This is a genomic window from Myroides sp. NP-2 (assembly GCF_014145665.1).
Taxonomy (GTDB): Bacteria; Bacteroidota; Bacteroidia; order Flavobacteriales; family Flavobacteriaceae; genus Flavobacterium.
The window spans coordinates 1-7,354 of record NZ_JACHTD010000029.1; the positions used below are offsets into that span (position 1 = coordinate 1).

Sequence of the window (7,354 nt, forward strand, 5' to 3'; positions counted from 1 at the left end):
GCGGAGAAAGAGGGAATATAACCCATATATAAATAGAGTGTGATAAAATACTATTATTTTGATTTATTGGTAGTTATGTTTTTATTAAGTCGATTAAATACCTTAAAATACTATATGATAGTATCAAAATTGGGTGTATATTTGGGTGCTATTACAAATAACTATGACTATAAAAAGAAAGATAACTATTGCTATTGAAAAGAGAAAGAAAGATGGTGTATTAATCACAGAGAACGTTCCAATTCGTGCAAGAGTGGTATATAATGGTGGCCGTGTAGAACTCTTTACAGGCTACCGCATTGATGCTTCTAAATGGGATGAAGCAAAAGAAAAGGTACGCAATGGGTGTACCAATAAGCTAAAACAAAGCTCTTCCGAAATCAATACAGCAATACAGGAGCTATCTACTACGATTGATAGAATCTTTAAAGAGTATGAATTGAAAAACGAAGTACCTTCTTTTGAACTCTTAAAAGATGAAATAAAACGCTACTCAGATAAACAAACCATATCAGCAACAGAAAAGAATCTCTTTACAGCTTTTGACGAGTTTGTAAAAAGTAGTGGTAAACGCAATGATTGGACAACTGCTACTTACACCAAGTTTAATACTGTTCGTTCACATCTTTTTTCTTTCAAAAGCAATTTTCAGTTTACTGATATTAACGAAAAGACGTTATTAGACTACGTTTCATTTTTACGCATTGAAAAACAGATGCGTAATAGCACCATCGAAAAGCAAATTAGTTTTGTAAAGTGGTTTTTGAAGTGGTGTAAAAACAACAATTATACAATTACCTATAATTTTGAAGAGTTTAAACCAAAACTAAAGGAAACATCTAAAAAGATAATCTTTTTAACTCAAGAGGAAATCGAACAGATTAAATCAACGGATTTAGGCACAAAGTCGTACTTAGAACGTGTACGTGATGTATTGCTTTTCTGTTGCTATACAGGACTTCGCTATTCAGATGCCTTTAGCCTAACAAGACACGACATTAAAAATGATGCTATTGAGTTTGTTACCAAAAAGACAAATGATATGCTGAGAGTTGAATTAAACAAACACAGTAGAGCAATATTAGAGAAGTACAAAGATGTACCTTTTGAAAAAGGAAAGGCTCTACCTGTTATTTCTAATCAAAAGATGAATGACTACATAAAAGAACTTGGAGAGTTAGCAGAGATTAACGAACCGATTAGAGAAACCTACTATGTAGGCAATGAAAGAATAGATGAAGTAAAACCCAAATACGAACATTTAAGCACTCACGTAGGGCGAAGAACATTTATCTGTACCGCTTTATCATTGGGGATACCTGTACAGGTTGTAATGAAATGGACAGGACATTCAGACTACAAATCAATGAAGCCTTATATTGATGTAGCTGATACGATTAAAGCGAATGCAATGACTAAATTTGATATGATATGAATACAGTAGATGCCCAATTAGAATTAACAAGATTTATGACTGATAACACAATAGTGATGTGGGAAAAAGAATTAAACACATCAGGAAATTCGTTTAATTTCGATTCCCAAGATATTTATAGACAATATATGATTAATATCTTAATGTTTGATTTTAAAGACCGAATTGATTCTGCAAAAGACACACAAGAAAGAAAAGAAATTTTATCTATTGTTAGAGAAAATTTGGAGACAATAATTAAGTTGTATGAAAAAAATTCTGATTTCTTCACTAATCTTGATAGAGATGGACTTCGGTTAAAGAAATACCGAGAAAGAAATAAAAATAGTTTGTCAGATAATGATTTAACAATGGAATTGTATAGAGAAACGGAATTGCCTGAACGTAAAACCTACTTTGAATCAAGTTTTTACAAAGAGATAGGTTTTTTAAACTACGACTACCACCAAGAGATATATAATCATAGTAAAAGGCTTTTAAAAGATGTGAAATCAAATTTTAAGGACTATGAAATGTATGACAATGATTATCTTTTTATTAATGACAAGCCTATATTTTCAATGGGACTTATTAGTAAACTACATAGTATAGTAAACAATCAATTTATTGAAGATATATCAGAATATGATTTTTATAGAGAGATAAATATCTTACATACAGTGAATAAAATAAAAATCAAAGAGGATTTTCTATACACTTTCTTTTATGTAATTCATTGCTTACATAATAACATAGAAAACAAAAGTTTAAAGAAAAAGTGGTTTGCTCAAATATTAAAAGAATTTAAGATTAAGAAAGCAACTTATGACTCTAAGTATAAACACATAACAGGTAGCAGTGCCAATGATACATTAAAAGAGTATCGCAATCTCATTGATTCAGCTTTTAAACAATAAAGTACTATAAAAGCCTTTAAAATTTATAAATCCACCTTTGAACCACTTTAGAATTTTACTAAAGTGGTTTTTTTGTGCAATAAAGTGTGTTTTTCCACCCCCTCTCCACCTTACACACATCGTAGTTTTGAATTGTTCGAACATCACAAAATCGTATAATTTAAAAACTAAAACTATGTATATAAGCGAATTAAAAGAAAAGCCAGTTTGGCAAATGACAGGAGAAGAACTATTACAGTTATTACAAACAGTATCTATAAAGGATTTTAAAGAACTCAATACTTCGCAAGAAACGCAACAATCTACAAAGCGTTATGTTTACGGAATACGTGGTATAGCAGACCTACTTGGGTGCAGTATTACCACTGCTAATAAAATCAAGAAAGAAGGTCATATCAAAAAAGCGATTATCCAAAGAGGTAGAAAAATTATAGTCGATGCTGACTTGGCATTAGAACTATTCGCTAAAAAATAAAAGGGACAACTTGTGCAAATCGTCCCTTAATATCCAATTAAAGTATAACTCAACTCTTATCGTATAAAGATAAGGATTATTAAAACACAAGTAAATATGAGCTTAGATATACCCTATATCCGAGTAGGAACTGCTTACTTTAAAATCATCGAAAAACCTTTGATATCAGGTGATAAAGTTAAAGTAATGGTGCGTTGGACTCGTGAAACGATTGTATCAGATCACGGAAAGTCCTACTTAGAGAACGTCTTAAAATTAGATGGCTTTTGCTGTATTCCAGACCATCTTAACTATCAACCAATCGTAGAAAATTTTTTTAATACCTATAATGAATTAAATATGAAACCAATAGAAGAAGATTTTAACTTAAATGAATTAGAACAATTGATTCCAAACTCACTACACTTTGTAAAGCACATATTCGGAAGTGAACAATACGAATATGGTTTAGACTATCTAAAGCTATTGTATGAGAAGCCAACGCAAACCTTACCAATATTGTGCCTTGTTAGTAAAGAACGTGCAACAGGAAAAAGCTCTTTTATTAAATGGCTTAAAAATATCTTTGGACTCAATATGACTTATATCAAAGGAGATTCTTTTGGTTCTCAATTTAACGCTGATTGGGCAAGTATGTTATTAGTTGCCATAGACGAAGTATTCTTTGATAAGAAAGAGATTACAGAGCGTTTAAAGTACCTTTCTACTACTGACAAAGACAAAGTTGAAGCAAAGGGAAAAGACAGACAGGAAATAGAGTTTTTCGCCAAGTTTATTCTTTGCTCTAACAATGAGGATGATTTCATTCAAATAGACGAAGAAGAAATACGTTTTTGGATTCGAAAGATTAAACCTATTGAATCAGAAGACGTTCACTTTATCAAGAAGCTAACAAGTGAAGTTCCTTATTTCATCAAATACTTACTTCTACGACCTTATTACACCACGCAACAAACCCGAATGTGGTTTACACCTAAACAGATACTTACAGCTTCCCTTTTAAAACTAATTAGTAAAAACAAAATAGAGATTTCACTTTTAGAACTTTTAAACCTGTGCTTTGAAAAGGTTGCCGAGGATGAAATTTGCGTAGCTCCCAATGATTTACTCTTGTTATTACGCAAGACAAACCCAAAACTAATTATATCTGCTAGTGAAATAAGAAAGATTTTAAAGAAATGGGATTTCGAACCACAAAATAACACAAAATCTTATCAAGGAATAGAGCTTTTATCTCATGGAGAATTTGTTAAAATAGAACGTAGAGGACGTTACTACATCATTAAAAAAGATTTATTCTATAAAATATTTGATGCAATGATGCAAGAATAGATTAAACTATTGTTTATTAATAAGTTACACTGCATCAAAGTCTGCATCAAACTAAAAATACATCAAGTTTGATGCAAGAGTGATGCAAGAAACAAAATGAGTTTGATGCAGTGATGCAAGAGTGATGCAGAGTATTTTATTGAAATACAATTGATTAACACCTTTCTGCATCATTGCATCAAAAAAAACAGATTTTTAACCCGACTATTTCAAAACGTATGAATTGTGAATCAGCTAAACAAATTAGCCTAACAGACTTACTTAAAAAGTTAGGTCATACCCCAACCAAAATAATGAGAGTTGATTGGTGGTATCTCAGTCCATTTAGAACTGAAAAAACAGCATCATTTAAAGTGAATATTGATAAAAACGTGTTTTATGACCATTCTGCTGGTTTTGGTGGAACAACACTTGATTTTGTGATGAAGTACAATAATTGCGATATTAAATCAGCTTTAGAATTGCTCAAAAACGATTCTTTTTCTTTTCATCAGCCAATTATTGTGAGTTCTAACATTATTCAAGAACCAACATATACAATTCAAGCGATTAAGCCATTAACACATCCAAACTTGATACAATATATCACTGAGCGTAATCTTAGCCTTAAAATGGCTCAAACTTATTGTAAGGAAGTACACTATACTCTAAACAACAAATCATATTACGCTGTTGGTTTTCCCAATACCACCATAAATGGTTTCGAACTAAGAAACGTGTATATAAAAATGTGTCTTGGAAAAAAGGCAGTAACCTACTTTGATAACAAAAGTAAACATATTGTCTTGTTTGAATCTTGGAGTGATTACATCAGCTTTTTAACCCTTTATCCAAATGCAGAAAAGCAATATGATTATTTGATTCTTAATTCCGTATCAATGTTGAATAATACAATAATTAAAACACCAAATAATTATTTGTACAAATGTACAAATGGGGAATTGTATAAATGTATCAATGTACAAATGGATAAAAGTATCAATAATACTTTGTACAAAGAATTAAAGTATGAAAGTATTATTTGTTGTTTCGACAATGATAAAGCTGGAGAAAGTGCCTTTCAAAAAGTAGCTCAGACCTATACAAACGTTGTTGATGGACGAAAACTGTACGAGAATCACAAAGATTTGAATGATTATTTACTAACTATTAACCGCAATGATTTGACGTGAGAATTATCGAGATGTGTCTTTGTCCTTACAAATTGGAAATTTGACAACCAAAGACCACTCGTTTTTCTCCCGAAGGTCGCAAAATGGGTAAGACGATGAAAAAAACAAAGAAGATAGAATTTAGAGTAACTCTTACAGAGGCTCTAATCATAAAAAACAAAGCAGAAAAAGTAGGTTGTAGCGTTTCGGAGTACATCCGAAACACCGCACTTGACTATTCTTTAGCGTATAAATTAACTCCTGATGAAGTTGAAGTTTACAAATTACTGAACAAATACACAGATAATTTTAGGCGAATAAGCAACCTTTTTAAGCTTGGTGATACAACAGGAGTTAAAGAACACACTATTGAAACAGCTAATCTAATTCGGACTCACTTACAAAAACTACTGTAATTATGATAGCTAAAGCAAAATCTTGTGTTGGTGGCACAGCATTATTCAATTACGTAATTGATGATAAAAAGGGATATGAGCTATTAAGAAACAATCTTTCGGGGGATACTCCGAAAGATATGTTTCAAACGATGCAGATACTACAAAATCAAAACAGCAGATGTAAAAACAACACAATATCGGCTGTTATATCTCCAACTATTGTAGATAGTCAAAAGATGAGCGATAGAGATTTACGAGCATTAGCCGTTGAGTTTTTACTTGGTTTACAAATCGATCCTACCAAAGCTCAATTCATTGCTTTTGTTCATACAGAAAAAGAGCATAAACATATTCATATCATCGCCAATCGCATAGATGAAAATGGCAAAGCTCTAAAAGATAATTACATTGGTTTTGAAGCTCAAAGAGTTGCTCACGAAATAGCACTTAAATACGGTTGGACGTCTATAAGACAAGAAAACGAGAATAAGAAACAAAGAGCTAACAACACAAACTTAATAGCTAAAAACACTATCAAAACAGCTCATAGGGAAGTTTTAAGACAGGAACCAAAAGATTTACAACAATACATTCGATTAATGCTTGAAAAAGATATTGAGGTTAAACCAACTATTAATAAACAGGGGAATATTCAAGGATATCGCTTTATTCATTTACCAACTAATACAAACCTAAAAGCAAGTGAAGTTGACCGAAATATGAAGTTGAATGATTTATTTAAAAATACAGCAAGCACAGAGTCAAAGAATGAAGTAGAAAAACTATTAACTAAGCAAGAAGCAATCGAACCACAAATGCAGAATTGGAAAACAGATGTGTCTGTTTTATTTAGTTTGTTATCTGCTTTTCAACTTAGTGGTAACGATGAAGATGATGAACAAAAAAAACGTAAACGAAGAGCACTAAAAAGATAAACAATGGCAAAGAACCAACCTAAACTCACTGATATGACAGAACTATTACTTCAGCAAGTCATACAATTAGAACACACGATAAAACAAAGTAAAAAAACTCATTTAGATACCATCAAAGAATTAAGTAACATCAAAGTAACAGTAAATGTTGCTGAACTTCGACAGATAGAAAAAGAACAAAGACAACGCTTACAGAATGACTTCGATCAATTTCATCGAGAGATAACAAAAAATAATGAGGAGCTTTTGAAGGTTCACAAGGCTGTTAGCTCAAAGAGGTTATTCTACTTGATTGTATTGAACATCTTTTTACTTTTAACAACAGGTTTTTCAATGTATTTAGCTGTTAAGAATACTATTGAGAAATCGGAGTATGAGCGTTTAGAAAAAGAAAAGGGGCAATTAATAAATCAATTAGAAAATGTAAATCAGTTTTTTAACAAAAATCCAAGGACAGCTAAATCTTTCAAAGAGTGGAGTCAAAAGCAATAATTGAAAAGTGTTTATCAAAGTTATTTCCGTAAAATTTTTAGAGCTTTGAAGGCTCAAAATTTTATGGAATAACTTTGTTGGAATAGGTTCACAATATTTTAAAAGATTTACTAACGACGTGCCGCGTATTGGCGATGGGCGGGATTTTTAGCACTGAACTTTAATCGAAGAACAGAAATTGAATTTTGCACTTCCGTTGATACGAAGCCGTTCAGCCCGCCTATTGCCAATACGATGTTG

8 protein-coding genes are annotated in these 7,354 nt (G+C 31.6%); all 8 read left to right on the forward strand.

The annotated features are described in order from the left end of the window. Positions 1–163 precede the first annotated feature (163 nt). The 8 genes from H4K35_RS15325 to H4K35_RS15360 all read left to right on the forward strand — a co-directional run bounded on the left by H4K35_RS15325 (position 164) and on the right by H4K35_RS15360 (position 7,114). On the forward strand, positions 164–1,435 hold the full coding sequence (locus tag H4K35_RS15325; protein WP_006260869.1) for a site-specific integrase: 1,272 nt from the start codon (positions 164–166) through the stop codon (positions 1,433–1,435). After that, on the forward strand, positions 1,432–2,331 hold the full coding sequence (locus H4K35_RS15330; protein WP_006260870.1) for a hypothetical protein: 900 nt from the start codon (positions 1,432–1,434) through the stop codon (positions 2,329–2,331). Before H4K35_RS15325 ends, H4K35_RS15330 begins: the two co-directional genes overlap by 4 nt. A gap of 175 nt (positions 2,332–2,506) precedes the next feature. Continuing rightward, positions 2,507–2,806 carry a DUF3853 family protein gene (locus H4K35_RS15335; protein ID WP_006260872.1) on the forward strand — a complete coding sequence of 100 codons (300 nt, stop codon included), beginning with the start codon at positions 2,507–2,509 and terminating at the stop codon, positions 2,804–2,806. Between the two features lie 96 nt (positions 2,807–2,902). Then, the gene (locus H4K35_RS15340; RefSeq protein WP_006260873.1) at positions 2,903–4,138 is read left to right on the forward strand and encodes a primase-helicase family protein; all 1,236 of its coding nucleotides are present in this window, start codon (positions 2,903–2,905) and stop codon (positions 4,136–4,138) included. 218 nt (positions 4,139–4,356) lie between these two features. After that, positions 4,357–5,310 carry a toprim domain-containing protein gene (locus H4K35_RS15345; RefSeq protein ID WP_036496816.1) on the forward strand — a complete coding sequence of 318 codons (954 nt, stop codon included), beginning with the start codon at positions 4,357–4,359 and terminating at the stop codon, positions 5,308–5,310. A gap of 95 nt (positions 5,311–5,405) precedes the next feature. Next, entirely contained in the window at positions 5,406–5,705 is a 300-nt protein-coding gene (locus tag H4K35_RS15350; RefSeq protein ID WP_006260875.1) for a hypothetical protein, read from the forward strand. Between the two features lie 2 nt (positions 5,706–5,707). Next, on the forward strand, positions 5,708–6,622 hold the full coding sequence (locus H4K35_RS15355; RefSeq protein WP_006260876.1) for a relaxase/mobilization nuclease domain-containing protein: 915 nt from the start codon (positions 5,708–5,710) through the stop codon (positions 6,620–6,622). 3 nt (positions 6,623–6,625) lie between these two features. Then, complete coding sequence (locus tag H4K35_RS15360) at positions 6,626–7,114, forward strand: hypothetical protein (protein ID WP_006260877.1); 489 nt, start codon at positions 6,626–6,628, stop codon at positions 7,112–7,114. Positions 7,115–7,354: the final 240 nt, after the last annotated feature.

Excerpts from the sequence above, each read along its gene's own strand:
- H4K35_RS15325 (WP_006260869.1), top strand. The coding sequence starts at position 164 with ATGACTATAAAAAGAAAGATAACTATTGCTATTGAAAAGAGAAAGAAA.
- H4K35_RS15330 (WP_006260870.1), top strand. The coding sequence starts at position 1,432 with ATGAATACAGTAGATGCCCAATTAGAATTAACAAGATTTATGACTGAT.
- H4K35_RS15335 (WP_006260872.1), top strand. The coding sequence starts at position 2,507 with ATGTATATAAGCGAATTAAAAGAAAAGCCAGTTTGGCAAATGACAGGA.
- H4K35_RS15340 (WP_006260873.1), top strand. The coding sequence starts at position 2,903 with ATGAGCTTAGATATACCCTATATCCGAGTAGGAACTGCTTACTTTAAA.
- H4K35_RS15345 (WP_036496816.1), top strand. The coding sequence starts at position 4,357 with ATGAATTGTGAATCAGCTAAACAAATTAGCCTAACAGACTTACTTAAA.
- H4K35_RS15350 (WP_006260875.1), top strand. The coding sequence starts at position 5,406 with ATGAAAAAAACAAAGAAGATAGAATTTAGAGTAACTCTTACAGAGGCT.
- H4K35_RS15355 (WP_006260876.1), top strand. The coding sequence starts at position 5,708 with ATGATAGCTAAAGCAAAATCTTGTGTTGGTGGCACAGCATTATTCAAT.
- H4K35_RS15360 (WP_006260877.1), top strand. The coding sequence starts at position 6,626 with ATGGCAAAGAACCAACCTAAACTCACTGATATGACAGAACTATTACTT.